At 34.3% G+C, this 26,436-nt stretch carries 19 protein-coding genes and 1 pseudogene; 17 read left to right on the plus strand and 3 right to left on the minus strand.

Annotated elements, in window-relative coordinates:
* Positions 1–371 precede the first annotated feature (371 nt).
* From OLM51_RS00780 to OLM51_RS00790, 3 genes are read right to left on the minus strand one after another with little or no spacing between them, the layout of a single operon-like run.
* Positions 372–1,550: a SusE domain-containing protein gene (locus tag OLM51_RS00780; protein WP_264552530.1), complete on the minus strand. Its 1,179-nt coding sequence runs from the start codon at positions 1,548–1,550 to the stop codon at positions 372–374.
* A gap of 22 nt (positions 1,551–1,572) precedes the next feature.
* Entirely contained in the window at positions 1,573–3,090 is a 1,518-nt protein-coding gene (locus OLM51_RS00785; RefSeq protein ID WP_264552531.1) for a RagB/SusD family nutrient uptake outer membrane protein, read from the minus strand.
* 10 nt (positions 3,091–3,100) lie between these two features.
* Positions 3,101–6,070 (minus strand): SusC/RagA family TonB-linked outer membrane protein, encoded by a 2,970-nt coding sequence (locus OLM51_RS00790; RefSeq protein WP_264552532.1) that lies wholly within the window; start codon positions 6,068–6,070, stop codon positions 3,101–3,103.
* Between the two features lie 236 nt (positions 6,071–6,306).
* Here OLM51_RS00790 and OLM51_RS00795 point away from each other — a divergent pair, with 236 nt between their 5' ends.
* The 17 genes and pseudogenes from OLM51_RS00795 to OLM51_RS00870 all read left to right on the plus strand — a co-directional run bounded on the left by OLM51_RS00795 (position 6,307) and on the right by OLM51_RS00870 (position 26,415).
* A complete protein-coding gene (locus tag OLM51_RS00795; RefSeq protein ID WP_264552533.1) occupies positions 6,307–7,338 on the plus strand; it encodes a LacI family DNA-binding transcriptional regulator in 1,032 nt (343 codons plus the stop codon).
* Between the two features lie 178 nt (positions 7,339–7,516).
* Positions 7,517–9,037 (plus strand): MFS transporter, encoded by a 1,521-nt coding sequence (locus OLM51_RS00800; protein ID WP_264552534.1) that lies wholly within the window; start codon positions 7,517–7,519, stop codon positions 9,035–9,037.
* Positions 9,030–9,686 (plus strand): beta-phosphoglucomutase, encoded by a 657-nt coding sequence (gene pgmB, locus OLM51_RS00805; RefSeq protein WP_264552535.1) that lies wholly within the window; start codon positions 9,030–9,032, stop codon positions 9,684–9,686. Before OLM51_RS00800 ends, pgmB begins: the two co-directional genes overlap by 8 nt.
* Before the next feature lie 78 nt (positions 9,687–9,764).
* Positions 9,765–12,068 (plus strand): glycoside hydrolase family 65 protein, encoded by a 2,304-nt coding sequence (locus OLM51_RS00810; protein WP_264552536.1) that lies wholly within the window; start codon positions 9,765–9,767, stop codon positions 12,066–12,068.
* A 112-nt stretch (positions 12,069–12,180) separates the two neighbouring features.
* Positions 12,181–13,817 (plus strand): annotated as a pseudogene (locus OLM51_RS00815) (glycoside hydrolase family 97 catalytic domain-containing protein); the annotation flags it as partial.
* Positions 13,812–14,201, plus strand: coding sequence for a glycoside hydrolase family 97 C-terminal domain-containing protein (locus OLM51_RS20425; protein WP_319799983.1), 390 nt, complete (start codon positions 13,812–13,814; stop codon positions 14,199–14,201). The pseudogene OLM51_RS00815 and the gene OLM51_RS20425, both read left to right, overlap by 6 nt.
* 172 nt (positions 14,202–14,373) lie before the next feature.
* Complete coding sequence (locus tag OLM51_RS00820; RefSeq protein WP_264552537.1) at positions 14,374–16,236, plus strand: glycoside hydrolase family 13 protein; 1,863 nt, start codon at positions 14,374–14,376, stop codon at positions 16,234–16,236.
* A 161-nt stretch (positions 16,237–16,397) separates the two neighbouring features.
* Entirely contained in the window at positions 16,398–18,065 is a 1,668-nt protein-coding gene (locus OLM51_RS00825; RefSeq protein WP_264552538.1) for an alpha-amylase family glycosyl hydrolase, read from the plus strand.
* 189 nt (positions 18,066–18,254) lie between these two features.
* Complete coding sequence (locus OLM51_RS00830; protein WP_264552539.1) at positions 18,255–18,938, plus strand: glycerophosphodiester phosphodiesterase; 684 nt, start codon at positions 18,255–18,257, stop codon at positions 18,936–18,938.
* A 124-nt stretch (positions 18,939–19,062) separates the two neighbouring features.
* The gene (locus tag OLM51_RS00835) at positions 19,063–20,271 is read left to right on the plus strand and encodes an NAD(P)/FAD-dependent oxidoreductase (protein ID WP_264552540.1); all 1,209 of its coding nucleotides are present in this window, start codon (positions 19,063–19,065) and stop codon (positions 20,269–20,271) included.
* A 4-nt stretch (positions 20,272–20,275) separates the two neighbouring features.
* Complete coding sequence (locus OLM51_RS00840) at positions 20,276–20,923, plus strand: HAD family hydrolase (protein WP_264552541.1); 648 nt, start codon at positions 20,276–20,278, stop codon at positions 20,921–20,923.
* A gap of 89 nt (positions 20,924–21,012) precedes the next feature.
* On the plus strand, positions 21,013–22,086 hold the full coding sequence (locus OLM51_RS00845; protein WP_264552542.1) for a hypothetical protein: 1,074 nt from the start codon (positions 21,013–21,015) through the stop codon (positions 22,084–22,086).
* Between the two features lie 101 nt (positions 22,087–22,187).
* Positions 22,188–23,558 (plus strand): hypothetical protein, encoded by a 1,371-nt coding sequence (locus tag OLM51_RS00850; protein ID WP_264552543.1) that lies wholly within the window; start codon positions 22,188–22,190, stop codon positions 23,556–23,558.
* Between the two features lie 21 nt (positions 23,559–23,579).
* Entirely contained in the window at positions 23,580–24,161 is a 582-nt protein-coding gene (locus OLM51_RS00855) for a Crp/Fnr family transcriptional regulator (RefSeq protein WP_264552544.1), read from the plus strand.
* A 60-nt stretch (positions 24,162–24,221) separates the two neighbouring features.
* Positions 24,222–24,890: an MBL fold metallo-hydrolase gene (locus tag OLM51_RS00860; protein WP_264552545.1), complete on the plus strand. Its 669-nt coding sequence runs from the start codon at positions 24,222–24,224 to the stop codon at positions 24,888–24,890.
* 82 nt (positions 24,891–24,972) lie between these two features.
* Positions 24,973–25,692 carry a hypothetical protein gene (locus OLM51_RS00865; protein WP_264552546.1) on the plus strand — a complete coding sequence of 240 codons (720 nt, stop codon included), beginning with the start codon at positions 24,973–24,975 and terminating at the stop codon, positions 25,690–25,692.
* Positions 25,693–26,415 carry a hypothetical protein gene (locus tag OLM51_RS00870; protein ID WP_264552547.1) on the plus strand — a complete coding sequence of 241 codons (723 nt, stop codon included), beginning with the start codon at positions 25,693–25,695 and terminating at the stop codon, positions 26,413–26,415.
* Positions 26,416–26,436: the final 21 nt, after the last annotated feature.

The following is a 26,436-nucleotide window of genomic DNA, read 5'->3' on the forward strand; positions in this document are numbered from 1 at the left end:
GTTTTCGAAATTGAGTCACGACAACGTTGTAGTGTTTAAAACTTTATTTTAAATCACCGAAAATTATTATAAAAATGAAATTCCTAAATGGCTTATTTTAAACTCCTTTTATTATCAAATAAGCACATATCTCTATGCTAATTACTCAAATTAATAAAAAACCACTCAGTTAAATGTGTTTCATCATTTACAACATCAGCAGATTGGGCACATTATTTTAAACTCTTTTAGCATTAAATTTTACTTGCATTTATTTACTGCAATTGCAAATTATTAAAAACAGAAAAATATCCGGATACAGGTTTATTTCAAACAATTACATAAAAAAAGGGCTGTCTTACGACAGCCCTTTTAAAATCTATTTATAAGTATTACAATCCTGAAACAACAGCAGTTCCATCAAAATTCACTACTAATTTTGGTTTAGCACCAGCAGCAACTACAAAGTTTTTACCTGTACCACCATCACCAACAAAAAGTAAATCACCTACATTGTATGTCCAGCTTCCTTCACTTCCGTTAATGTAAATACCAGTATTTTTAGATCTGAATTTCATTTCTCCTGCGGTAATATCTGTTCCTGCATATGCCCAAGTGTTTGATGCAAAATCATACCCCATTGCGCTTTCGTCATTCCATCCACCAGCAGTAGCAGCACCAATTACACCCCAGTTCATTTTTATAACTTTAACTTTCATTGCATCCATATCAACACGAACATAGTATAATCCAGCACCGTCAGCCTCAGCAACTTTAAGATCGCTACTCGCGCCTGAGTCTTTTAAACTAAATTCTTGTCCTCCAGAAATTGCAGCAACTGCTCCATCTGTACCATAGTTACCATTATCCCAAGTTTTTCCGTCTCCTGTAAATTTGAATCCATCTCCAATAGCAACTTTTACATAAGCTTCAAAAACTTTTGTACCTTTTTTCGAATCTCCAACATACTTCATTGAAAGACCATTTTTCTCATCCCAGCCAGATTTTCCATAATAAGCTTGTGGAGCACCAACTAAAAATAATGTTGGAGTAATAACCACAATTTTTTCGTAAGCATTAATTTTCATTAATTGTGTTGTAGAATAACCAACCACTAAAGATTTTTCAGCAATTGCTTTAACACGCACATCAAATTCAGCCAAAGTACCAAATTTAATTTTTGCTTTTCCATTAGAAATCAATGTAGCACTTAGTCTATTTACAGCTGCATTTAAATCTCCAAAAGTAAAAGCTTGTGATGTAGTTGAAACACTAGTTGAAAACACATCTACAGCGCTAGAAAAATCACTCCCAGCCGGAGCAATTTGAATGTAATAGCTTACCGGTCCGTTGTATTGTAAATTTGCTGCAGACCATTTAAAAGTACCTGCTTCTTTATCTTCATTTACATCTTGTTGAACAGCATATTCAGCAGGTGCCGGAAGAGCTTCCAAAACTGGTAAAGTTGTTATTTTTTCGTTTTCGTTTACGATAATATCCGGATCGTCATCACTACATGATGTTACAGCAAATGCAAGTAGTCCTAGTAATAAAAAAGTTAATTTTTTCATTTTGATTTATATTTTTATATTATTAATATCCTGGGTTTTGTGGCAATAAGTTTTGGTTTGCATTGATTGCAGACTGAGGAAGAGGGAACAATCTATGGTTAGGATCTGTATCTGATTTTTCCCACCATACATTTTCAAATTTACCGTTACGAATTAAATCCTGACGACGGTGTCCTTCCCACATCATCTCTCTACCTCTTTCAGCTAAAATATCATTCAAAGTGTAACCGCTTGTTTGAGTAATTCCGGCTCTGCCCTTAATTTCATTTACTAATGCATCACCTGCACCAGCACCATTTAACCAAACTAAAGCTTCAGCTTTCATAAGCTTCACGTCTGCTAATCTGAAAAGAGGAAAGTCATTACTTAAATTTTCTTTCGCTCCCGGAGCAATTTCCCATTTAACAGGTCTGGCTCCGGCCATTCTAATCTGCTCTTGCGTATTTTGTCCAAGAGACATTTGTAGATTCGGAATATTAGCCGTAAAAACTAAGTTTGCATTCCCTGATTTAGGATCTAGAATAATATCTCCCGCTTTTGTTCTTTGCTGTCCTACAAGAATACCTGCTAACCTTTTATCATCTGCAGGAAATGTATTGTAGTGCGCTTCCAGAGTCGCAAAACCATTCCATGGAGCTGTACTCATGTTGAAAGTCTGCTGAGACAAATCAATTAATGTACGCATATGAAGATTAAACCCTTTGTAAGTATCCTGATCAAAAGGAATTGTATAAATATTTTCTTTACAATTTTCATTTTGAGTTGCAAATGGAGCTAACGGATTAGATTCCAGAGAATATCCTAATGCCAATACTTTATCGCAAGCTGCGATAGCTTTCTCCCACATTGCAGTACCAGTATATACTTTTGCGTTCAGATACAATTTAGCCAAAAGTGTATACCCCATACCTTGTGTAATATCACTTCTTACAATTCCATCATCACCTTGTTTTGGTAATAACGCTACGTTATCTTCTACATCTTTAACAATAGCTGCAAAAACTTCTGCTCTTGGTGTCTTTTTTGGAAACTCATCAGCACCTGTAAAAGTGGTTGGAAAAGCAACATCTCCAAAACTATCAATAGCTAAATAGTAGTAATAAGCTCTTGAAACTTTTACCTGAGCCAATACTTTAGCTACTCTTGGATTTGTTAAAGAAGCCGGAGTCAATGTCTCAATCGCATAATTAGCTTGTGGTACCGCAGAATAAATCATATTGTACAGATTTACAACTGCCTCAGTTTTTGGCCCCCATGTATGTCTTGATAAAGCTCTCCACTTACCACTATCATCCCAGTCTGCTCCTCTTGTAGGACAAACTGCTTCATCAGAGCTTAACTCCTGAGCAAACCACCATCCGCCATTATCAAGCATTGCTTGTGTTTTAGCAAAAACAGGAGTAGCAAGATTTAAAGCTTGTTCTGTTGTCTCAGGATATTGCTCTCCTGTCAAATACTCGCTATTTGTTGTATCTAGATCAGTACAAGAAAAAGCTAAAAAGCTTAAACCTAATACTGTTATTTTATTTTTTAGTTTCATGATTTATGTATTAAAATGAAAGATTCAAACCAAATGTTAAGGTTCTTGTTTTTGGATAATTATTGTAGTTATCTATTCCAAAAAAGATTTCTTTATTGTCTTTTCCTCCAGAGAAATTAACTTCAGGATCAGCCCCTCCGTAATTAGTCAAGGTAAATACATTATTCATAGAAGCATAAAAACGAAGTTTAGAAATTGCCGAAGCAAATGAAGGATTTACAAAAGTGTAACCTAAATTGATGTTATCCAGTTTTATAAAACTTGCATCCTCGATATAATAAGACAATGCGCTATATGCTCCTTGAATTCCAGCATCATTTAGAAGTAGGGCCTCATTGTTTACACTTCTTGTTCCTACCTGATCCGGGTTACCAAAAACCTGATTTGTTGCATTGTAAACATCATTACCCACAACTGCTCTGAATGACATGCTTAAATCCCAGTTTTTGTATTTAAAATAGTTGCTCCATCCCATCTCAAAATCCGGCAAAGCATTACCAAGCACTTTTTTATGCTCATCAGAGTTTGCTACATCTTCTAAGTAATGCAACTGATTATCATTTCCTTTGATTAACCATTTACCGTTTGATACTCCCGCATATTCATATCCGAAAAATGTACCCAATTTATATCCAGCCTGCATTCTTTGCGTTGGAACACCAACTAAACCAGGTCCTGAAATATAACCAGTATCAATAAACGAATAGTTATAACGAGAATTTCCTAAAGCAATAACTTCTTGTTTATTCTGTGTATATACAACTGTAGTATTCCAGCTAAATTTTCCGTTATCTACTACTTTAGCACTTAAAGTTGCCTCAATTCCTGAGTTTTTCATTTCTCCACCATTAATAAATGTTGTATTTGAGAAATTTGTTTCAGTTGGTACGTTTGTATTAGCAATTAACATATCTGTAATTTTCTTGCTGTAAAATTCAACCGATCCCGATAATCTGTTATTAAACAATCCAAAATCAAGACCTAAGTTTGTCTCTGTATTTTGATCCCATTTTAAATCAGGATTAGCATTATGACTGTATCCGTATGCTACTAATCCACCCTGAATAGATGGTCTAACCGCTAAGTCTTTTGCATCAATCGGTAAATTACTGTTTCCGGAAATACCCCAGCTCCCTCTGAATTTCAATAAATTCAATGCACTTACATTGTCTTTAATAAAATTCTCATTAGCTATATTCCAGGCTACTTGTACAGATGGGAAATAACCCCATTGCTCATTGTCACCAAAAATTGAAGATCCATCTCTACGAATCATTCCGGTTACATAATATTTAGACTCGAAATCATATGTAGCTCTTGCAAACATACCGATGTCTTTACGTTCGTTTTTATAAGATTTCATATTTCCTAAAACAATAGTCTCGAAATTTTCAAAATTATCTGATCCAAGAGTATTAGAAGTAGGATTATTTGCTTCCATATTAAAACCGTCACTATCAGTTGTTCTATAAGAGTAACCACCTAGTAAGGTTACATTATGAGATTCTGCAAATGTCTTTTTATAAGTCAAAGTCGCCTCAATTAAACCTTGCTCCCAATTAGCATAAGATCTTTTTCCATATCCTGTGTAAATTGGTGTTTCTGTCGTACCAGTAAAAATGTAATTATAAGTTGGCTCAAAATAAGTACTTTCACTATCGTTTCTCAAGTAACTCCCCGAAACTTTACCAGTTAATCCTTTTGCCAACTCATAAGACAAAGCTAAATTACCTGATAAGAATTTTGCGTCTCTGTTGTTTTCAATATTATTAACAGAATGCAATGGATTATAATAATTATTTGTTCCCGGAGCTTCAAACAACTTTCCTTCAGCATTGTAAACAGGATCGGTTGGTAGCCTTTGGAAAGCCTGATAAATTACCTGGTCTTTACCATCTGTTCCATAATTTACATAATCATTGTGCTCGATAGTGGCAGAAAGCCCCATGTCGATAGTCATTTTATCATTAAATGCTTTTTGAGTTACATTTAATCGACCAACAGTTCTCTTTTTTCCTGAGTTTCTAATTACCCCTTCAAAGTCACTGTTTGAGATAGACCCTCTATAATTACTAGTTTCACTTCCTCCGGAAACCGCTAAGCTGTTTACTTTTGTAAAACCTGTTCTGAAGATTTCATTTTGCCAGTCAACACTGCCTCCGTTATCTGTAAAATCTATATTTGGATGCGCTGCAATATATTCTCTATATCTGCCTGCAGAAATAAATTTTTGCTCTATTGCCTTATCTGTAGCAATTGACGAATTAAATTCTATTGTAGTTTTTCCTGATTTTCCTTTTTTAGTTGTAATGAAAACAACTCCATTTGCTCCATCAGCACCATAAATTGCAGTTGAAGCCGCATCTTTAAGAATGTCATAAGAAACAATGTCGTCAGGCGAAATCGTTGTAGGATCTACCCCTCTAATTCCGTCAACTACATATAAAGGCGAACCTCCGGCAGCAAAACCTGCAGCACCACGAATACGAACATCAAAACCTTTATTTGGGTCACCCCCTTGTTTTGTGATCGAAACACCGGCAGCTTTACCTTGTAGTCCCTGAATAGGATCTACCAAAGTTCCCTGATTCAGATTCTCTGCAGTAACCTTAGATACCGCACCTGTTACGTCTTTCTTTTTTGCAGATCCGTAACCTACCTGAACCACTACTTCTTTAAGTTCGTTTGAATCTTCCTGTAAGATTACGTTTATTGATTTTTGTCCATCATAGATAAGAGAGTAAGTTTTGTACCCAATAAAAGAGACCTGAATTTTGTCTCCTTTTTTCACATTAGGCAACTGAAACTTTCCATCAAAATCTGTAGAAGCACCACCTGGCGTGCCTTGTACATTTACATTTACCCCCGGAATTGGTTGTCCTGACTTTTCGACAACAGTTCCGCTTAAGGTACTTTGAGCGAGTACACTAAACGGCAACAACAGGAATAAAAATAACAACTTTTTGTAAATTGTTTTCATACTTTTTGTTTAAATTAGTTTGAGTTTGTGATTGTTAGTTAAGTTTTTAATTTTACTTCGAATTTCAAAATTAGGAATTTATTAACACGCCCAACCTGAGGCAATTTTTATTGGTTTACGAAAACGTGGTAGTGTTGAAAACTTTCTATTTTTTGTAATCTTTTAAGTCAAAAATTGCTGAATATAAAAATTTCAGATACCTTTATTACTAATTAGATTTTTTTCAATTAACTACCATGAAACGCAAAATAACCTTAAAACAGATTGCAAAAGAACTCGATGTATCTATTTCAACTGTCTCAAAATCACTTAGAAACAGTCTTGAAATTGGCGAAGAAACACGATTAAAAGTGCAGGCTTTTGCAAAGTTTTACAACTATAAACCCAACAATATTGCCCTTAGTTTAAAAAACCGAAAAACAAAAAGTATTGGTATTATCATTCCGGAAATTGTACATTATTTTTTCTCTACCGTAATCAACGGAATCGAACAAGTTGCCAATGAAAACGGATATAGTGTTGTCATTTGTTTGTCCGATGATTCGTTTGATAAAGAAGTCCTGAATATGGAAATGTTAGCCAACGGAAGCATCGACGGTTTTATCATGTCACTTTCTAAAGAAACACAATTCAAAGGCGATTTTCATCATATTACAGAGGTTATAAATCAGGGAATGCCTGTTGTAATGTTTGACCGTGTTACCAATGATATTTTATGCGACAAAGTTATTATTGATGATAAAGCTGCGGCCTACGAAGCTGTTCAGAGCTTAATTGACAACGGTCGAAAAAAGATTGCTCTGGTAACAACTGTTGATTATGTGAGTGTAGGTAAACTAAGAACTGATGGTTATGAAAAAGCACTGCTGGATAACGGAATACCCTTCAACGAAGATTTAATCATAAAAATTGAAGATGTAGATACTTGCGAAATTACGATTAGCCAACTTTTACACGACAGAGCCTTTGATGCTGTTTTTGCTGTAAATGAACTTTTTGCCGTAACAATTATTAAAACGGCATCAAAAATGGGATTAAAAGTTCCTGAAGATTTAGCAGTGATTGCTTTTACTGACGGAATTATTTCAAAATACTCCACTCCAAGTATTACAACAGTAAGTCAAAGTGGCGAAAAAATGGGAAATAAAGCTGCTAAAATGCTGATCGAAAGACTTGAAGCTGAACATGATGATGATGACGAAGAAAACGAAAATTACACCACAGAAGTTATAGAAACACATTTAATAGAACGAGAATCTACTGACTAATTTTCTTAAAATCAACACATTCTAAAGCTATAAAAAATATTTATGGCTTTTTTATTAGCATAAATAAAAAAATAATTAATACTTTTACGCCGCTCAAAGCTTTTACTTTTACTTCGAAAAAATAGTAAGTTTTGATAAGCAAAGCGCTTATCGTCTAATTAATTCTTTAATTACGATAATGGAAAAGCGTAAATTAAGTTTCTGGGAAATTTGGAACATGAGTTTCGGTTTCTTAGGAATACAATTCGGTTTTGCACTGCAAAATGCAAATACTTCAAGAATTTTTGAAACCCTTGGTGCTAAAATAGATGAAATCCCAATCTTGTGGATTGCTGCCCCTGTTTCTGGCTTAATAATTCAGCCTGTTATTGGTTATTTCAGTGATCGAACATGGACTCGTTTAGGACGTCGTCGCCCTTATTTTTTAATTGGCGCGCTTTTATCTTCTATCGCATTATTCATAATGCCCAACTCTCCAACTTTATGGATTGCTGCAGGTACATTATGGATAATGGATGCCTCGATAAATGTTTCAATGGAGCCTTTTCGTGCTTTTGTCGGAGATAATTTACCTGACCATCAGCGTGCATTAGGTTTTGTAATGCAGAGTTTTTTCATTGGTACCGGCGCCGTTGTAGGTTCTGTTTTGCCCTATCTTTTCACAAATGTTTTTGGAGTAAGTAATACTGCACCAGAAGGAATTATTCCGGATGCAGTAAAATGGTCTTTTTATATTGGTGGAATCGTTTTTCTCCTTTCCGTTTTATGGACTGTTTTTAAGACTACAGAATATACGCCGGAAGAATTACATGCTTTTGAAGCTAACAGCAAAAAAGACTCCCAAAATCTTTCTGCTGATTCCGAAACAGAATCAGGTGTTACAATTAAAAAACAATTGCTTTTAGGATTATTATTTACCGCAATTGGAGGATTAATCTCGTTTCTGATTTTTGAAAACAGTCTGGCAAAAGAGTTATATATTCTATTCATCGGATTGATTTTTATGGGCGTTTTATTTGTAATTGCATCACAATTACGAACTAAAAAAGTTCAGAATGGTTTTACCATAATCATGACCGACTTACTGAATATGCCAAGAACAATGCAAAAATTAGCATGGGTTCAGTTTTTCTCCTGGTTTGCGCTTTTCTCCATGTGGATTTATACCACACAAGCCGTTACACAACACATTTTTGGCACAACAGACACCACTTCAAAAGTATACAATGATGCTGCCGACTGGGTTTCTGTTTTATTTACAGTTTATAACGGAGTTGCGGCGGCTGTAGCTTTCTTATTACCAGTTATTGCAAAAAAAGTAGGCGTTAGAGCAACACATTTATTGGCCTTATGTGCCGGAGGTGTTGGTTTAATTTCGATTTATTTTATTGGTGATAAACAAATGCTAATCCTGCCAATGTTAGGTGTTGGTATTGCATGGGCAAGTATTTTATCGATGCCTTATGCGATGCTTTCTGGCGCTTTGCCTGCAGCAAAAATGGGTTATTATATGGGAGTTTTCAACTTTTTTGTCGTAATACCACAAATTGTAGCTGCAACAATATTAGGATTTGTAATTAAACAATTCTTTCATAACGAACCTATTTACGCCTTAATAATTGGAGGTGTATCGATGATATTTGCCGGATTACTTACACTTAGAGTAAATAGCAAAACTAAAATTGAAATTCATGAATAATAAAAAAGCATTCATCTTCGATCTTGACGGAGTGATCGTTGATACCGCTAAATACCACTTTTTAGCCTGGCAGAAAATTGCCAAATCATTAAACATAAATTTTACACATGAAGACAACGAACTTCTTAAAGGCGTAAGCCGAGTTCGTTCGTTGGATATAATACTTGGATTAGGAAATGTTCAGGCTTCTCAGGAAGACAAAGACAAATGGCTGATTCAGAAAAACGAAGATTATTTATCTTATTTAGTTGACATGGACGAAAGTGAGGTTCTTCCAGGAGTTATTACAATTCTAAAACTATTAAAAGATAAAAATCAAGGAATTGCATTGGGCTCTGCCAGCAAAAATGCAAGACCCATTTTAGAAAAAACAGGGATTCTGTCTTACTTCGATGTTATTGTTGACGGAAACGATGTCAGCAATGCAAAACCAGATCCTGAAGTTTTCTTAAAAGCGGCTCAATTATTAAACATTGATCCAAAAAATTCAATTGTATTTGAAGACTCTGTTGCTGGAATTCAGGCAGCAAACATCGCAGAAATGGTAAGTGTTGGAATTGGTGAGGAAACAATTTTACATGAAGCTGATCATATTTTTAAAGATTTTACCCAAATCGAAACAAGCTTTATAGAAAAATTAATCAATTAGAAAATGTGTCAATTAGATAATTTCCAAATCGCGTAATTATCTCATTTTCTAATTAACTGAATTATCAAATTAAAAAAAATGAACCAAGATTATATAAAACCAGATAATTGGTCTATAATAGAAGAAGGTTTTGACATCGAAAGAGTAAAATCATCTGAAAGCCTTTTTAGTATCGGAAATGGTGCTATGGGACAACGTGCCAATTTTGAAGAAACATATTCAGCAGAAACTTTTCAGGGAAGTTATATCGCAGGAATTTATTATCCGGACAAAACAAAAGTGGGCTGGTGGAAAAACGGATACCCGAAATATTTTGCCAAAGTATTAAATGCTCCAAACTGGATAGGAATTGACATTGAAATCAACGAAGAAAATCTTGATTTAAACACTTGCACCGAAGTTAGGAACTTCCGCAGAGAATTGAATATGAAAGAAGGATGGTACAACCGTTCTTTTGAAGCGACTCTTAAAAACGGAACTGAAATTGCCGTTAATGTTCGTCGTTTTCTTTCATTAGATTTAGACGAAGCAGGAATTATTAAATATGATATTACACCTTTAAATAAAGATGCAAAAATCGTTTACAAACCTTACGTTGACGCTGGTGTAACCAATGAAGATGCCAACTGGGAAGAAAAATTCTGGGAGCCTCTTGAAGTTAAAAAAGGAACAAACGAAGCTTTTGTAACCGCTCAAACGTTTAAAACGCATTTTAAAGTTACGACTTTTATGCACAATACGATTTTGGCAAACGGTGAAGACATTCATGTTTCACCATCAACAATCGATTCAACTATAGATAAAGTTCAGTACACATACGGAACTATTATTGCAAAAGGACAAACCTCAACTATTCAAAAAATTGGAGGTTATACGGTTTCTTTAAACCACGAAAACACTTTGGCTGGAGCCGAAAAAGTAATCAAATCTGCCGTTGGTTTAGGATATGAAACATTACTTCAAAATCAAATTGACGCTTGGGCAAAAATCTGGGAAATGTCAGATATTACTATTGAAGGCGATGTAAAAGCACAACAAGGAATTCGTTTCAACATCTTCCAATTAAACCAAACCTATTCAGGAAAAGATTCTCGTTTAAACATTGGTCCAAAAGGTTTTACTGGAGAAAAGTACGGCGGATCTACTTATTGGGATACTGAAGCATATTGTATTCCGTTTTACATGGCGACAAAAGATCAGCAAGTTGCAAGAAATTTATTGACCTACCGTTACAACCAATTAGATAAAGCGATTGAAAATGCTAAGGATAATTTAGGTTTCAAAAACGGCGCGGCGCTTTATCCAATGGTTACCATGAATGGTGAAGAATGTCACAACGAATGGGAAATCACGCACGAAGAAATTCACAGAAATGGTGCGATTGCTTTTGCGATTTACAACTATTACCGTTACACTGGCGATTACTCTTATATTCCTGAAAAAGGTTTAGAAGTTTTAATTGGTATTGCGCGTTTCTGGCACCAGAGAGCTTCTTTCTCTAAAGATAAAAACCAATATGTAATTCTTGGAGTTACAGGTCCAAACGAATACGAAAACAACATCAACAATAATTTCTACACCAATTATATTGCAAAATGGTGTATTGATTTTGCGGCTGAACAAATCGAGAAAGTAGCTTCAGAATATCCTGCAGATCATAAACGCATTTTAGAAAAAGTTAGCCTTTCGGCGAATGAAATTCAGGAATGGAAAAAAGTGGCTGACGATATGTATTTTCCTATTTCTAAAGAACTTGGGATCTTCTTGCAGCAAGATGGTTTCTTAGACAAGGATTTAGTTCCGGTAAAAGATTTAGATCGTTCACAGCGTCCAATCAATCAAAAATGGTCTTGGGATCGTGTTTTACGTTCGCCATACATTAAACAAGCCGACGTTTTACAAGGTTTCTATTTCTTTGAAGATCATTTCTCAAAAGACGAATTAAAACGAAATTTCGAGTTTTACGAATCGTTTACTGTTCATGAAAGTTCACTTTCTCCTTGTGTACACTCCATTCAGGCTGCTGCTTTAGATAAAATGGACATGGCATATACTTTTTATCTAAGAACGTCTCGTTTGGATTTGGACGATTATAATAAAGAAGTAGAAGAAGGTTGCCATATTACGTCAATGGCCGGAACTTGGATGAGTATCGTGGAAGGCTTTGGAGGAATGAGAGTTAAAAATGATCAATTGCATTTCTCTCCAAAAATCCCAAAAGAATGGAAAGGTTACTCTTTTAAAATTAATTTCAGAAATCAAATTTTGAAAGTAGCTGTAAATCATAACGAAACAACATTTACTGTAGACGGCGATCAAGATTTAACAATTGTAGTGAACGGAAACGCTATAATTGCAAGTAAATTTGTACAAATTAATTAATTACATAAAAACTAAAAACATGAAAAACTTATTTTTCGCAAGTTTAATCTTGTTTGCTTTCAGCAGTATTGTAGAAGCACAACAATTAAAATCACCCGAAGGCAAGTTCGTAATGGAATTTTCTCTTCAAAACGACGGAACTCCAACGTACAATTTAAAATACAAAAACAAAGAAGTTGTCAAAACCAGTAAACTAGGTCTTGAACTTAAAGATGACAAAAAATCTTTATTGAATGACTTTACTGTAGTTGATACCAAAACATCCACTTTTGATGAAACTTGGAAACCGGTTTGGGGAGAAGTTGATAACATTAGAAATCATTATAATGAATTGGCTGTAACTTTAAACCAAAAAGGAACAGACAGACAAATCGTAATCCGCTTTCGTTTATTTGAAGATGGTTTAGGTTTCCGTTATGAGTTTCCTGCTCAAAAGAATCTTACTTACTTTGTAATCAAAGAAGAAAGATCTCAATTTGCTATGACTGGAGATCATACTGCTTTCTGGATTCCAGGAGATTATGACACACAGGAATACGATTATACAAAATCCAAATTATCTGAAATTAGAGGTTTATCTCAAAAAGCTTATACGGCAAACGTTTCGCAAAGATCTTTTTCTCCAACAGGAGTTCAGACTTCTTTGATGTTAAAAACTAATGACGGAATCTACATCAACTTACACGAAGCAGCTCTGATTGACTATTCTTGTATGCACTTGAATTTAGACGATAAAAACTTAGTTTTCGAATCTTGGTTAACTCCAGATGCAAAAGGAGACAAAGGTCATATGCAGGCGCCAAATCACTCGCCTTGGAGAACGATTATCGTAAGCGACGATGCTAGAGAAATCTTAGCTTCAAAAATGACTTATAACTTAAACGATCCATCAAAAATTGAAAATACTTCTTGGATCAAACCAGTAAAATATGTTGGTGTTTGGTGGGAAATGATTACAGGAAAAAGCTCTTGGTCTTACACTAACGATTTCCCGACAGTTCAATTGGGTGTTTCTGATTTCTCAAAAGCAAAACCAAACGGAACTCACGGAGCAAACAATGCTAACGTAAAAAAATACATTGATTTTGCTGCTGCAAATGGTTTCGACGCTGTTTTAGTTGAAGGATGGAACGAAGGCTGGGAAGACTGGTTCGGACATTCAAAAGATTATGTTTTTGATTTCTTAACTCCTTACCCGATTTTGATGTAAAAGGCCTTCACGCTTACGCAAAATCTAAAGGTGTAAAAATTATCATGCACCACGAAACTTCTGGATCTGTTCGTAACTACGAGCGCCATATGGATGCTGCTTACAAATTTATGAACGATAACGGATACGATGCTGTAAAAAGCGGTTACGTAGGTGATATTTTGCCTAGAGGTGAAAACCACTACAGCCAATGGATTGTAAACCATTACCAATATGCTATCGAAAAAGCTGCTGACTATAAAATTATGGTAAACGCTCACGAAGCAGTTCGTCCAACGGGAATTGCAAGAACGTATCCTAACTTAATTGGAAACGAAGCAGCAAGAGGAACAGAATACCAAGCTTTTGGAGGTTCTAAACCAAATCACGTTACCGTTTTACCATTTACACGTTTAATTGGTGGACCAATGGATTACACGCCGGGAATCTTCGAAATGGATATCAGCAAAATGAATCCTGATAATAAATCGCATGTAAACAGTACAATCTGTAATCAATTGGCTTTATACGTTACTATGTATAGTCCATTGCAAATGGCTGCTGATACTCCAGAAAACTACAACCGTTTCCCGGATGCATTCCAATTCATTAAAGATGTGGCTGTAGATTGGTCAGAAAGTAAATATATCGAGGCAGAGCCAGGAGATTTTATTACAGTTGCCCGTAAAGCAAAAGGAACAAACAACTGGTTCGTTGGAAACGTAAACGGAGAAACTTCTCGTACTTCAAACATCGATTTCAGCTTCCTTGAAAAAGGTAAAAAATATACCGCTACAATTTATGCTGATGCAAAAGATGCGCATTACAAAACAAATCCGCAAGCTTACACCATCAAGAAAATTGCAGTAACAAATAAATCAAAATTATCACAGTTATCTGCTCCAGGCGGAGGTTATGCAATAAGCATTATCGAAACTAAATAATTTTTTCAAAGACAAGTGATTTTCCCCAAAATTACTTGTCTTTTTTTTAATCTTATTAGTTGTCCTGCAAGGTTTCCAAAACCTTGTAGGTCTTCTAAAAACTTTACTTTACTCCATTCATACCTACAAGGTTTTGGAAACCTTGCAGGAAATCGAACTAATAAGAAAAACTATGAATAACCTAAAAAACAACCATTCGGTTTATAAAATAATTCTGTTTGTCTTGTTGTTTTCCGCTTCCGCGAAAGCGCAAATCCAGAAAGTAGAACCGCCATTTTGGTACGCCGGAATGAAAAATCCTGAGTTGCAGATTATGTTCTACGGAAAAAATATCGCACAATACGAAGCTTCAGTTTCAAATAATGTGGTGATTAAAAATGTAGAAAAAACAGAAAATCCAAATTACCTTTTCGTAACAATTGACACACAGAACTTAAAAGCTTCTGAATTACTTTTCTCTTTCAAAAACAAAAGCAAAGTCGCATTTACGCAGAAATATTCGCTTAAAGAAAGAAGAGCAAATTCAGCAGATAGAAAAAGTTACGATGCATCTGATTTGATTTACTTAATCATGCCGGATCGTTTTGCGAATGGAAATGATAAAAACGACAGCAATGCTTCTTTAACTGAAAAAGCAAATCGTCATGATCCAAGCGGACGTCACGGTGGAGATATCGAAGGAATCATCAAAAACTTAGATTATATTTCATCTCTTGGCGCAACTACAATCTGGAGTACACCTCTATGTGAAGACAACGACAAACAGCATTCTTATCACGGATATGCGCAATCTGATGTTTACAAAATAGATCCGCGTTACGGAACAAACGATGATTACGTTCGTTTATCGGCAGAAATGCACAAAAAGAACATGAAACTGGTTATGGATTATGTAACCAATCATTGGGGAATTACACATTGGATGATCAAAGATTTACCAACAAAATCTTGGATTAACCAATTCGAAAACTACACACAAACGCATCACCGTCGTGAAGTAATTACAGATGTTCATGCTTCAAAAATAGATCAGGAAGTTTGTGTTGATGGCTGGTTTGTTCCTTCGATGCCAGATTTGAATTTAAGAAATCCTCTAGTAGCAAAATACTTAACTCAAAACGCTATTTGGTGGATCGAATTTGCTAATCTTGACGGATTTAGAGTAGATACTTATAATTATTCTGACCAAACTGCAATGGCAAATTGGGCAAAATCAATTACAAATGAATATCCGAACTTTAATATCGTTGGGGAAATCTGGATGCATAATCAGGCAAATTTAGCCTATTGGCAAAAAGACAGTAAAATTGGTGCTATCGAAAATTACAATTCAAACCTTCCAAGTGTAATGGATTTTACGCTTCAAAGTCAAATCGGGTCTGCTTTTAACGAAAATGCACCAAGCTGGGACAACGGATTGATTAAATTCTACAACAATTTTGCAATGGATTATCTATATCCAAACACCAATAATATTCTAGTTTTTGCCGAAAATCATGATACAGATCGTATGAATCATACTTTTAAATATGATTTACCAAAATACAAACTGGCAATGACTTTATTGGCTACCGTTCGCGGAATTCCACAAGTGTATTACGGTTCAGAAATTGGAATGGGTGGTGACAAAAGCAAAGGCGATGCCGATATTCGTCAGGATTTTCCTGGTGGATGGACTGGCGACAAAAACAATGCTTTAACAGCAGCAGGAAGAACAGCTGAACAGGCTAAATATTTCGATTTTACTTCAAAATTATTCAATTGGAGAAAAACGAATGAAGCCGTTCATTTCGGGAAAATGACACATTATATTCCAGAAAACAACACTTACGTTTATTTCAGATATACAGATGCTAAAACCGTAATGGTAATCTTCAACAACAATGCAAAAGAACAGGTTGTAAAAACAAATCGTTTTAAAGAAAACATCAAAAACTTTAAATTAGGAAAAGATGTTATCACAGGAAAAACATTCGATTTAGCTTCTGAAATTACTTTAGAACCAAAATCAGCTTTGGTTTTAGAATTGGAATAATTTTAAACACACAGCATATAACGTAGAGGCGCACAGCAGTGCGTCTACACAAAGGTTTTTAGCCACAGATTAAAGGATTAACGCAGATTTTTAAATCATTTTAATCTTATAATCTGTGGCTATTTTTTTCAACACAATCCATCCTAAAATATTCTAAAATAATGAAAAAATACACTTTCCTTTTTTTATCTTTAGTATACTTAACAATGAGTTGTTCTGGCTCAAAATCAGTTACAATGAATAACGAAAATACTTCGAAAACACCTTTCGTTTGGGAAGGAGCAAATGTTTATTTTTTACTTACAGATCGTTTTTACAACGGAGACAAATCAAACGACGTCAATTTCAACCGAACCAAAACTCCAGGAAAATTACGCGGATTTGAAGGCGGAGATATCATCGGAATCACCAAAAAAATTGAATCAGGATATTTTGAAAAATTAGGAATAAATGCCATTTGGTTTACGCCAATTATCGAACAGATTCACGACGGTGTTGATGAAGGAACCGGGCTTAGCTATGGCTTTCACGGTTATTGGGCAAAAGACTGGACGGCTCTCGATCCAAATTTTGGAACCAAAGAAGATTTAGCAAAACTGGTCAAAAAAGCACACGAAAAAGGTATCAGAATAATTCTTGACGGCGTTATCAATCATACGGGACCTGTAACTCCCGAAGATCCTGTTTGGCCTTCAGACTGGGTAAGAACGGGCGTTGTCTGCGATTACAAATCATTCGAAAACACTACAATGTGTACTTTGGTAGACAATCTTCCAGACGTTAGAACAGAAAGTACCCAGGAAGTTTCGATCCCTCCTTTTTTAGCTGAAAAATGGAAAAAAGAAGGCCGCTATGAAAAAGAAATTGCTTCGCTTGACGAATTCTTCAAAAGAACAAATTATCCAAGAACTCCCAAATATTACATTATAAAATGGCTGACAGATTATATTCTCGAATTCGGAGTTGACGGTTACAGAGGCGACACCGTAAAACATACGGACGAAAACGTTTGGGCCGATTTTAAAAAAGAGTGTAACTACGCATTTGAAACCTGGAAAAAACAGCATCCGTTGGAAGTTTTAGATCAAAATTCGTTTTACACCATTGCTGAAGTTTACGGTTATGGAATCAGTGGTGGACAAGAATATGATTTTGGAGACCGAAAAGTAAATTATTTCCAGAATGGTTTTAACAGCATGATCAATTTTGAATTTAAATGGAATGCTGCACAAAATGATCACGAAGGTCTATTCTCAAAATATTCAAATGCTTTGAACAATGAATTAAAAGGATATTCGGTTTTAAACTATATGTCTTCGCACGATGATGGTCAGCCTTTTGATGCCAATCGAGTAAAAGGTATTGAAGCAGGAACTAAATTATTGCTTTCTCCTGGAATATCTCAGGTTTATTATGGTGACGAATCTAATCGCTCTTTAGTAATTGAAGGTACAAATGGCGATGCCACTTTACGTTCAAATATGAATTGGGATGATATTCAGAACAATTCTGAAACTCAAAAAATACTTTTACACTGGCAGAAATTAGGCCAATTTAGACGAAATCATCCAGCCGTTGGAGCGGGTGTTCACAAACTAATTAATCCGTATCCATATACTTTTTCCAGAACATTTACCAAAGGTGCTTTTACAGACAAAGTAATCATGGGAGTAGATTTACCAAAAGGCAGAAAAGAACTTCCTGTTGGCGATATTTTCCCAAACGGAACAAAACTAAAAGACACTTACTCTAATCAAAATACAGAAGTCATTGACGGAAAAGTGATTATCGACAGTGATTTTGACATCGTTTTATTAGAAGAGATTTAAAACAAATATTTTTTTTCTCTCGCAGATTTAGGAGATTGAGCAGATAATTTTAATAAAATCTGCCGTATCTGCAAAATCTGCGAGAGACATAATTTAGCACAGATTTTGAAAATCATTTTAATCCTTTAATCTGTGGCTATTATTTTTCCTTTGCTCCTTTGTACCTTTGCAACTCTGAACCTTTATAAAATGAATGTTTTAAAGATCGCACATCGAGGCGCCAAAGCCTACGAACCTGAAAATACTTTACAAGCTTTTCAAAAAGCTTTAGACTTAAATTCAGACGGAATTGAACTCGACGTTCATTTGAGTTCGGATGGACATATAATCGTAATTCACGACGAAACCATCGACAGAACTACCGATGGAAAAGGTTTAGTAAATGATTTTACTTTAGCAAGATTGAAATCATTTTTAATCGATAGAAAACATCAAATCCCAACTCTAAACGAGGTTTTTGATTTGGTGGACAAAAAATGCCTGATCAATATCGAATTAAAAGGTTTAGGAACTCCCAGCAAAGTTGCTCAGCTTATTGAGGAATATATTTCAGAAAAAAACTGGAATTACAATCACTTCATCATTTCAAGTTTCGATTGGAATATGTTAGAAGAAACATCAAACCTAAACCCAAATATCCCAATTGGTGTTTTAACCGAAGAAAATCTTGATATCGCTTTGGCTTTCGCCGAAACCATAAACGCAAAGGCCATTCATCCAGATTTTAATTTATTGAATAAGGAGAATGTAAGCAAAATACAGGAAAAAGGATTCTTAGTTTTGCCTTGGACAGTAAACTCCGAAGAAGACATTCAAAAAATAAAAAGTTATAATGTAAACGGAATTATCTCTGATAATCCAGACAAAATATAAGAATAGCCACAGATTAAAAGGATTTTTTAAAATCTGTGTAAATCATTTTATCCCGATAGCTACCGGGAGTGGCAAAATAAAAAATTAGTGCCAATTCGTGTAATTCGTGGCAACCCAAAAAAATATGATCAAAAATTTCGACATAATCATCGTTGGCGGAGGCGCTGCAGGTTTTTTTACTGCGATTAATATTGCAGAAAAAAATCCGAAACTTAAAATTGCCATTTTAGAAAGAGGAAAAGAAGTTCTTTCTAAAGTTCGTGTTTCCGGTGGTGGACGCTGTAACGTTACGCACGCTTGTTTTGAACCCAACGAGTTGGTTAAATTTTATCCGCGAGGCGAAAAAGAACTTCGTGGTCCGTTCCATCAATTCTGTTCCGGAGACACGATAGAATGGTTCGAAAAACATGGAGTTGAATTAAAAATTGAAGAAGACGGCAGAATGTTTCCGGTTTCAAATTCATCCCAAACCATCATTGATTGTTTTCTAAAAGCAACTGAAAAATTAGGCATAAAAGTACTGACGGGACAAAGTGTGCAATCGATTTTTAAAAAAGAAAATCATTGGAAAATTGATACGCAAAGTGATAATTTCGCTGCTGAAAAATTAATATTGGCAACGGGAAGTAATCCAAAAATCTGGGAAATGCTTCAGCAACACGGGCACGCGATTGTAAGTCCTGTTCCTTCCCTATTTACTTTCAACATTAAAGATTCCAGAATTAAAGAATTACCCGGCGTTGCGGCACAAGTTACTGTAAACGTAAAAGATACCAAACTAGAATCGACAGGCCCTTTGTTAATCACGCATTGGGGAATGAGCGGTCCGGCTATTTTAAAACTTTCGGCTTGGGGCGCACGTATTTTACACGATAAAAATTATCAGTTTACCATTTTCGTCAATTGGCTAAATGATATTGATGCCGAAGATGCCGAAAAAATCCTAAAAGACTTAAAACAGGAACACGCTAAAAAAGCAGTTTCAAAAAAATCTCCATTTGATTTTCCAAACCGTTTATGGGAAAGTTTGGTTTTGGCTTCGGGAATTGATGCAGAAACTAAATGGGCAGATTTATCTAAAATTCAATTACAGAATTTAGTCTCTCAACTTACAAAAGCCGAATTTAAAGTCAACGGAAAAAGCACCTTTAAGGAAGAATTTGTAACGGCCGGCGGAATTGATTTAAAAGAAATCAACTTTAAAACGATGGAAAGCAAAATTCACGAAAATCTTTATTTTGCAGGTGAAATTGTAAATATCGACGCTATTACTGGCGGATTTAATTTTCAGAATGCCTGGACAAGCGGGTTTATTCTGGCTCAAAGTATTTAATAAAATGAAATTCAAAGGAATTATTTTTGATTTAGACGGCACATTAGTCAATTCATTACATGACATCTCAGATGCGATGAATAAAGTACTTACCGCTTTAAATTATCCTACACATACTTACGACACTTATCAATATTTTATTGGGAGTGGTTTACGAAATCTGGTAAGTAAAGCTTTACCCGCTGCAAACAGTTCTGATGATGAAATTGAAAGTTGTTTTGAATGTATGGTTGAAGAATATACTAAAATCTGTACGCTGAAAACAAAACCTTATGACGGAATTGTTGAATTGCTTGAAAAACTGACTTCACAAAACATCAAAATGGCGGTTTTTTCTAACAAAGCCGATGAATTAACCAAGAAAATAGCATCTGAAATATTTCCAAAACAATTTGACACAGCGATTGGTTTAAGTACAGAAGAACTTAAAAAACCAAATCCGTTTGAGGCTTTAGAAATTGGCAAGAAATGGAATTTAAAACCCGAAGAAATTCTTTTTGTGGGTGATTCTGATATTGATATGCAGACGGCAGTAAATGCCAATATGTTTCCTGTTGGGGTTACTTGGGGTTATAGAACTGAAGATGAATTGAAATCAAGTGGGGCAAAAGCGGTTATTAACAATGCTTCGGAATTAATTGAATTATTCTAATCTAATTCGTTTTCATTTTCATTTAAAATACTTTTTTATCTTTGCTTTTTTTAAATAAGAGCAAACCTACAAATTACTTCAAATCACAAATGAAAAAAATATTATCCATAGCCATTTTGTTAATTATAATCGTTGGCTGTGAAAATGAAGATTCTCAAAAAATTAAAGAAGAGAAAATAATATTAAAAACGAATGTTCTAGATGCTGAATATTCAAAAAAAACTGATCAATTAGTTTATATCTCAACAAATCCTGCTCAAGTAAACATTTTTAACTCCAATACTGAGACATTACAAAAAATTTCACTGGCTTATGCTCCTAAATGTATTTCTATTTCACAAGATGGTAATACAGCTGCGGTGGGTCATGATGGCCACATCACACATGTTAATTTAAAAAATCCATCCATAATCCAAACCTATAATATTTCTTGTTCTGCACTTGATATCATTCTTGGAAATAATAAATGGGCGTATGTTTTTCCCGAAAAAGATCAATGGACTTACATCAGAAGTGTTAATATGAACTTGGAATATAATTACGAAATGCCCACAAGTATGTACAATCAATTGCACGCCGGAGCTAAAGGAAGGTTACATCCTTCAGGTAATTATATTTACATGCAAAGTCCACTATCAAGAGCACAAGTTCAACGCCTAACAATTAAAAATGGAAATATTGATGATCGATATGAATCTAACTTTGAAGAAGAAGACTACACTATTCCCAGCATATGGTTTTCAGAGGACGGCAACAGACTTTTTACTAGAGAAAGAAGTGTTTTAAAAACCTCTGAACTTAATAGTTTAGATGCTGTTTATAATGGTAGAATTCCTTCCGAAAGCAATTATAAGATTGATTGGCTGGATCATTCTTCTTCAAAAGGAAAATTATATGTAATCTTTTCAAGTGACAATTATTGGAATCCTATAAAATCGAATAACGTTTATGTTTATAACGATTCAGATCTTAGCTATCTAAATAAATTTGATTTGGAAAAATATTTCAATCAAACGACAAGAAACAGTCAAGAAAGTTATGATGCTGTCCCTTATTTTGTTTTTAGCAATTCTAACGGAAACAGTTTATTTGTAGTAACAAAAGCACTAAATTCTGATTTAGTCAATGAATGGGCAATTCAAAAAATCACTATTAAACAATAAATATTTATCTTAAATAAAACCACTTAATATTTCATGTTTCTTTTTTAATATAATTATGACAGACTATTAAAAAGTAATGAATAACAAAATCAATTAATAATATGAAAAAAATTGTATTAACATTAATAACATTGTTAACACTTATTGGCTGTTCTAGCAATGATTCAAATGATTCAAACGAACAAATAAAAGAAACCAATTACTCTATACCAGATACCTTAAATTTTACTATTTTCAACAACAATCTCATTCTTAACATTGAAAATCAAGCAAAAACATCATTAAATTATACAATAACAAGCTCAAAAGATCATGTCAGTCTTTCTAAAAAAGAGGGTGCCATAACCTCTTTAAATCATGATGAAATTAAGGTTACTGTTGATAAAAAAAACTTGCCAAATGGTAAATCTTATTCAAAATTATATCTAAATATCAACAATAAAAAGGACTCAATAGTTGTAAGTGTAACCAATTTTGTAGAACAAAAAGTAATTTTAAATTCTGATGTTGTCGATGCAGAATTTTCTAAAGTTACTAATCAGCTTATTTATGTTTCTTCAAGTCCTGCAGCGCTCAATATTCTGTCTACAAACACAGGGATAATAGAAAGCATACCTTTACAATATGTTCCTACATGCGTGTCGGTTTCGCAAGATGGAAAAACTGCTGCCGTTGGTCATGACGCACACATTTCTTATATTAATCTAACTAACAAAAGTATCATAAACACCTACTCTGTATCTTGCTATGCTCTTGATATTGTATTAGCAAACAATAAATGGGCTTATGTTTTTCCACAAAGAGATCAATGGACCCAATTAAGATGTGTCAATATGAATTTGCAGGATGACAACGAAATTCTTCAATCTGGCAATCAAATATATGCAGGTACAAAAGGAAGGTTACATCCGTCTGGCAAATATTTATATGGAGCAAACAATGGACTAAGCCCCTCAGATATAGAAAAATACAACATTCAAAATGGAAATGCAGAATATCTTTATGATTCTCCTTATCATGGGGATTATCCGATGAATGGAAATATATGGTTCTCTGAAGATGGAAATAGAATATTTACCAGAGGTAAAACTGTATTAAGAACTTCGGAACTTAGAAATCAGGATATGGTATATAATGGTACAATTACTACTACCGAATCATACTCATCAATTGAATGGTTAGATCACTCATCAGTAAAAAATAATATTTATCTACTACTAACAGCGGGAGATTGGATGCTAAAGAAACTTCCTTACGTTTACGTATATAATGATACAAATCTCGCTTTCAAAAAGAAAATAGCGTTAGAGCAATTTCTAGTTTCTAAAAATGAATCAGAAAAAGTATTCTACGATGCCGAGCCATTTTTTGCGTTTAGTAATTCTGCTGGAAACAATTTATTTGTAATAGTAAAAGCAACTGGAGCAGGTTTAAACAAAGAATGGGCAATAGAAAAAATAAGTATCGAATAAAATCTTATTATTTTAATCTGATTGACAAAAAAATATATTTCACTACAAAAACAAATCATAGCAATTGCCTCTTTTTCTGAAAATGAAATTGAGACAATTGCTTCTTGTTTTGAATATGAGAAATGTCCGGCTAAAGAATTTCTTTCGTCAATGGGCAAAATCAGCAATAAGATTTTTTTTATTCTCAACGGATTGGCGAGAGTATATTATCTCAAAGATGGGAAAGAAATCACCACGTATTTAAGCTGCGATGACGGTTTTATTGCTTCATATTCCAGTTTTATCAATCAGACACAGTCTTTTGAGAACATTCAATGCATTGAAGATTGTGAAGTGCTTTCGATCACCTTCGAAAAAATGCAGTTTCTGTATCGCGAGATTCCAAATTGGGAACGTGTAGGAAGAATTCTGGCCGAACAAAACTACCTTTGTATGGCAGATCGTGTTTTAAAACTTCAAATGATTCCTGCCAAAGAAAAATACCAAACTTTTTTAGCATCCTCTCCACCCAAAATAATTCAGCGAACACCTTTAATTTATATCGCTTCATTTCTCGGAATTACTCCAGAATCACTGAGTAGAATCCGCCAGGATATTTCTTAACATTTATCAAGTGGATTGAAAAAGCAAATTCAAATCTTTGTCAAAATAAAATTTGAAAAGATGAAGAATATTGCCCAAGACGTTTACCAGATTCCGTTATTTCCACGCAACGGCATTAATTGTTATTTAATAGAAGATGTTTTAATCGATGCCGGAATTCGAAGTTCTGCCAATACAATTCTTAAGGCATTAAAAGAAAAATCAATTAGTAAACATGTCTTAACCCATGCACATGCCGATCATCAGGGCAGCAGTAAAACAATCTGTGAAACATTACAGATTCCTCTTCTCTGTAGTCAGCCTGAAAAAGAATTCGCAGAAAATGGAAATGTAATTACAGAATACCCCAATCCAAATCATATCATCCCAAAATTTCAGAAAACCTTCTGGGCAGGAAAAGGACATTTCGTTTCTCAAACTTTAAAAGAGGGAGACCAAATTGGCGGATTTACTGTAATTGAAACACCCGGGCACTCCAGAGGCCATTTATCTTTTTTCAGAGATAAAGACGGCGTTTTAATCGTTGGCGATGTTATGACCAATATGAATCTGCTCACAACAAAAGTGGGACTGCATGAACCACCACATTTATTTACTGCTGATAAAAAAACCAATAGAAAATCAATTTTAAAATTGACATCTCTAAAACCAAAAATACTCTGCTTTGGTCACGGACCTGTTTTATTTAATAATGGAGAATTGGAAGAGTTTATTCAAAATATCAAATGATTTTATTAACAAGAATTTACATGTTCTGTAAGTTTTCATTAAGACTATTCTAATAATTTTACTCTCAGCTAAATACCATTAAATGAGAGTAAAATTACTTACCACAATTTCTTTTTTCACTTACCAGCTTTCTATTTCCCAAACTGAAAAATTACTTCACGGAAAAGTCATTTCGAATAATTTAGTCCTTAAAGATGTTGAAGTCATTAATAAAACGGCGCAAACAAGTACCAGAACAAACACTTTAGGCGAATTCACGATTTCGGTAAAAGCGCAGGATAGTTTAATTTTTTTCGCAAAAGACTATCTGTTTACCAGATTAAAAATCACCACCAAAGATATTGAGAACAACAATCTCCTCGTCAACATGATTCTAAAACCAGAAGAACTGGATGAAGTTGTAATAAATAAGGTCGAATTTGATAAAGTTAAGATTAGTGCTGATGATGTTGCAGATGTATTAATCAGTAAAAATGCCAAAGATTTATTCTGGAATACAGGAGTTAGTGATAATTCGATTAGGGAAGCGCTTCGAGTTTCATTTCCTTTAAAAGGTAAGCAGAAAAAAACAATTGAAGTTGCCGACGACCGTTTTAAGAAACTGGTTGTTGCTACTTGTCCTCCCGATTTCTTTCTAAAAAGTTTAAAAATAAAACCTGAAGAAAAAGAGCTTTTTATTGCTTTTTGCGAAGCAGATCCCAAATCAAAAACACTTCTGGAAAATCAAAATGTTTTGACTATTATGGATTTTTTGTATGCTAAAAATGAAGAGTTTCAGGAATTGAAAACTAAAAGCCATTAAATGAAAGCAAAATTACTCACAACCATTTCCTTTTTCACTTATCAATTAAGTATTTCTCAAACCGAAAAAGTATTGAACGGAAAAGTTCTTTCGCAAAACGTTCCGCTTGACAAGGTGGAAGTCATAAATAAAACTGGCAAAACAAGTAGTAGAACAAACGAATTTGGAGAGTTTTCAATTTTAGCAAAAGAGCAGGACAGTTTATTGTTTTTTTCAAAGAATTACTTATTTACAAGATTGAAACTAACGTTGAAAGATCTAGAAAAAAACTATCTCATTGTCGAAATGAATCCAAAAGCCGAAGAATTGGAGAATGTTATAGTTTCTAAATCTGTTTTTACTAAAACTGAAATTAAAAAAATCGTAAATAATAAGGACGAAATAAATAAGATTATAATTCGAAAGAAATTTGATGAAGTAACTTCAAAAGTGACTGTTTATGACGGGAGAATCAAAAATGGATTAGATTTCAGTTACCCCATTTTTGATAAACCGAAGAAAAAAATTGAACCTCGTGACGACCGTTTTAGAAAACTTGTCATCGCTTCTTGCTCTCCAGATTTTTTCATCAAAAATTTAAAAATTAAACCCGAAGAAAAGGAACTTTTTTTAAAATTCTGCGATGCCGACCCAAAATCTAAAATTCTTTTAGAACATCCAAATGTTCTGGCGGTAATGGATTTTTTGTATGATAAGAATGATGAGTTTAAGAAACCGAAATAGCTTAACTTGAAACAAAAAAAC

Origin of the sequence: Flavobacterium sp. N2038, assembly GCF_025947185.1 — a bacterium.
Taxonomy (GTDB): Bacteria; Bacteroidota; Bacteroidia; order Flavobacteriales; family Flavobacteriaceae; genus Flavobacterium.

Bases quoted from the DNA above. Each gene is read 5' to 3' on its own strand.
- OLM51_RS00780 (WP_264552530.1), bottom strand. From the start codon at position 1,550: ATGAAAAAATTAACTTTTTTATTACTAGGACTACTTGCATTTGCTGTA.
- OLM51_RS00790 (WP_264552532.1), bottom strand. From the start codon at position 6,070: ATGAAAACAATTTACAAAAAGTTGTTATTTTTATTCCTGTTGTTGCCG.
- pgmB (WP_264552535.1), top strand. From the start codon at position 9,030: ATGAATAATAAAAAAGCATTCATCTTCGATCTTGACGGAGTGATCGTT.
- OLM51_RS00840 (WP_264552541.1), top strand. From the start codon at position 20,276: ATGAAATTCAAAGGAATTATTTTTGATTTAGACGGCACATTAGTCAAT.
- OLM51_RS00845 (WP_264552542.1), top strand. From the start codon at position 21,013: ATGAAAAAAATATTATCCATAGCCATTTTGTTAATTATAATCGTTGGC.
- OLM51_RS00795 (WP_264552533.1), top strand. From the start codon at position 6,307: ATGAAACGCAAAATAACCTTAAAACAGATTGCAAAAGAACTCGATGTA.
- OLM51_RS00810 (WP_264552536.1), top strand. From the start codon at position 9,765: ATGAACCAAGATTATATAAAACCAGATAATTGGTCTATAATAGAAGAA.
- OLM51_RS00835 (WP_264552540.1), top strand. From the start codon at position 19,063: ATGATCAAAAATTTCGACATAATCATCGTTGGCGGAGGCGCTGCAGGT.
- OLM51_RS00870 (WP_264552547.1), top strand. From the start codon at position 25,693: ATGAAAGCAAAATTACTCACAACCATTTCCTTTTTCACTTATCAATTA.
- OLM51_RS00800 (WP_264552534.1), top strand. From the start codon at position 7,517: ATGGAAAAGCGTAAATTAAGTTTCTGGGAAATTTGGAACATGAGTTTC.
- OLM51_RS00860 (WP_264552545.1), top strand. From the start codon at position 24,222: ATGAAGAATATTGCCCAAGACGTTTACCAGATTCCGTTATTTCCACGC.
- OLM51_RS00850 (WP_264552543.1), top strand. From the start codon at position 22,188: ATGAAAAAAATTGTATTAACATTAATAACATTGTTAACACTTATTGGC.
- OLM51_RS00825 (WP_264552538.1), top strand. From the start codon at position 16,398: ATGAAAAAATACACTTTCCTTTTTTTATCTTTAGTATACTTAACAATG.
- OLM51_RS20425 (WP_319799983.1), top strand. From the start codon at position 13,812: ATGGCTGCTGATACTCCAGAAAACTACAACCGTTTCCCGGATGCATTC.
- OLM51_RS00820 (WP_264552537.1), top strand. From the start codon at position 14,374: ATGAATAACCTAAAAAACAACCATTCGGTTTATAAAATAATTCTGTTT.
- OLM51_RS00865 (WP_264552546.1), top strand. From the start codon at position 24,973: ATGAGAGTAAAATTACTTACCACAATTTCTTTTTTCACTTACCAGCTT.
- OLM51_RS00785 (WP_264552531.1), bottom strand. From the start codon at position 3,090: ATGAAACTAAAAAATAAAATAACAGTATTAGGTTTAAGCTTTTTAGCT.
- OLM51_RS00830 (WP_264552539.1), top strand. From the start codon at position 18,255: ATGAATGTTTTAAAGATCGCACATCGAGGCGCCAAAGCCTACGAACCT.